Origin of the sequence: Pseudomonas defluvii, from assembly GCF_001695625.1 — a bacterium.
Taxonomy (GTDB): Bacteria; Pseudomonadota; Gammaproteobacteria; order Pseudomonadales; family Pseudomonadaceae; genus Aquipseudomonas; species Aquipseudomonas defluvii.
Genome location: NZ_MBPN01000235.1, coordinates 1 through 2,486, shown reverse-complemented (window position 1 = coordinate 2,486; position 2,486 = coordinate 1). Strand labels below are relative to the sequence as shown.

At 62.7% G+C, this 2,486-nt stretch carries 2 protein-coding genes; both read right to left on the bottom strand.

The genetic code is table 11. The features are described from left to right. Nucleotides 1–71: 71 nt before the first annotated feature. Nucleotides 72–1,391, bottom strand: coding sequence for a S41 family peptidase (locus EKA13_RS26840; RefSeq protein WP_065762004.1), 1,320 nt, complete (start codon nucleotides 1,389–1,391; stop codon nucleotides 72–74). Nucleotides 1,392–1,478: 87 nt separating this feature from the next. Then, the coding region (locus tag EKA13_RS26835) for a murein hydrolase activator EnvC family protein (RefSeq protein WP_065762003.1) at nucleotides 1,479–2,486 on the bottom strand (1,008 nt) is incomplete at its 5' end.

Sequence of the window (2,486 nt, the reverse complement as noted above, 5' to 3'; positions counted from 1 at the left end):
AGGCCGGCGCCGCAGAGGCGGCACCGGCCAGCCCGCACAACAGTACGAGCGCGAGGCAGCGCAAGAACACCTTACTTGTCGCGCGTGATGCTCAAGCCCTTGAGCAGGCTGAGTGCCTGGCTGAGCTGGAAGTCGTCATCCTGCGGCCGTGCCTTGCGTGCGGAGCCTTTGCCCGATGGACGGTCTGCGCCACCATTGCCATTGCCCAGGTGACCTTGCAGGTCGGCTTCCTTGAAGTTCTCGCTGTCCTGCTCGCTGGTGATCTTGGCGCGGCGCACCTCGATGTCGGGAACAATGCCCTGGGCCTGGATCGAACGTCCGTTGGGGGTGTAGTACAGCGCGGTAGTGATCTTCAGTGCGCGGTCATTGTTCAGCGGCAGTACCGTTTGCACGGAGCCTTTACCGAAGCTGTCGGTGCCCATCAGTACACCCCGTTTCTGATCCTGGAGTGCGCCGGCCACAATTTCGGATGCCGAAGCACTGCCACCGTTGATCAGCACCACCAGCGGCACGCCTTCACTGGCGTCGGCCGAGTCAGCCGAGAAGCGCAGTTCGGAGTTGGCGATACGGCCCTTGGTGTAGACGATCAAGCCCTTGGTCAGGAAGTGGTCGGCCACCTCGACCGCCGACTGCAGCACGCCGCCGGGGTTGTTGCGCAAGTCCAGGACCAGGCCACGCAGTTTCTTGCCGTTGTCCTTGCGCAGCTTGGCCAGCGCCTTGCCGACTTCCTCGCCGGTCTTGACCTGGAACTGGGTGATACGAATGTAGCCATAGCCGTCTTCGAGCATCTGGCTCTTGACGCTCTTGACCTGGATGATGGCGCGGGCCAGTGTCACGTCGAACGGTGTGCCACCATCGCGGACCAGGGTCAGGGTGATTTTCTCGCCGACCTTGCCACGCATTTTATCGACGGCTTCGGTCATGGTCTGGCCACGGGTCGGCTGGCCGTTGATCTTGACGATCAGGTCGCCGGCCTCGATGCCTGCACGGGACGCCGGGGTATCGTCGATGGGCGACACCACCTTGATGAAGCCATCCTCGCTGCCGACTTCGATACCCAGGCCACCGAACTCGCCGCTGGTGCTTTCCTGCAGTTCCTGGAAGTCTTCCGGGCCCAGGTAGGCCGAGTGCGGGTCGAGGTTGCTGAGCATGCCCTTGATGGCATTCTCCAGCAGGGTCTTGTCATCGACGGGTTCGACATAGGCTGCCTTGATGCGGTCCATCACCTCGGCGAAGGTGCGTAGCTCATCGAGTGGCAGTGGCGCCTTGGCGCTGACGGTCGTGGCCGGCATCGCTGCTGGCTGTGCCGGTTCGGCGGCGTTGGCCAGAGGCGCGCCGATGACCAGGGCAGCAGCCAGGGCCAGCGAGGTGAGGCGGGGCGAGTGCAGCATGTCGAACGAACTCCTGATCCGGGTTTCGCCCCGTTCGGGGCATCGGCATGACAGATAGCGGTCAGGCCGTGAACAATAAGGTAATGCCTATCCCTGGGACCTGCACCATTGCGCCGGATCGCTCGGGCGACCCTGCTGGCGAATGGCGAAATACAACGCCGAAGTATTTTGGCCACCGCTGTTGCCGACGGTGGAGATGGCCTCACCGGCTTTGACGATGTCGCCGGCATCCTTGAGCAGGGTCTGGTTATGGCCATAAAGGCTCAAGTAACCGTTGCCATGGTCGAGGATGACCAGAAGTCCGGCACCGCGCAACCAGTCGGCGAAGACCACGCGGCCCCCGTGTACGGCATGCACCTGGCTGCCCGCAGAGGCGCTGATCATCACGCCGTCCCACTTGGCCCGCGAGTCATCGCCACGGGTTTCACCAAAGCGTGCAAGCAACCGGCCATTGACCGGCCATGGCAGTTTGCCACGGGCTGCGGAAAATGCCCCGCCAAATGCGGCTCCATCACTGGAGACCAGCGGGCCAGGGGTTGTCTGAGGCTTCTTCGGCGCATCGTTTTCACGGGCCGCAAGGGCTTCGCGCTGGCGCTGTTTCTCGGCTTCCTGTTGGGCAAGCAATGCACGCTGGCGTGCTTCTTCGGCCTCGCGCGCCTGACGGGCCAGGGTTTCCTCGATGGTCTTGAGGACGCGGCTCAGGTCAGCCTGCTCTTGCTCGCGCGCCTGTAGCTTCTGGTCACGGGCTTTTACGTCGGTGTCGAGCTTGGCCAGTACCTGCTGGCGTTCCTCACGGACCTTTTCCAGCTCCTGGCGCTGACTGTCGAGGCTGCCTTGCTGGGCCAGCAACTGGGCCTGCTGCAGAGCAATGTCGTTTTCCACATTGGCAAGCTGGCGCAGGGTTTCATTGAAGCTGCGCAACTGGCTCAAGCGCGCCTGACTCAAGTAGTCATAGTAGGTCAGGGTGCGGGCGAATTTTTCCGGGTTCTGCTGGTTGAGCAGCAGTTTGAGGTATTCCTCACGGCCATTCTGGTAGGCCGAACGCGCCTGGATCGCGATCAGGCGTTGCTGTTCAATGCGGGCGCTCTGGAGTTT

Coding starts and splice junctions, on each gene's coding strand:
- EKA13_RS26840 (WP_065762004.1), bottom strand. CDS start 1,391: ATGCTGCACTCGCCCCGCCTCACCTCGCTGGCCCTGGCTGCTGCCCTG.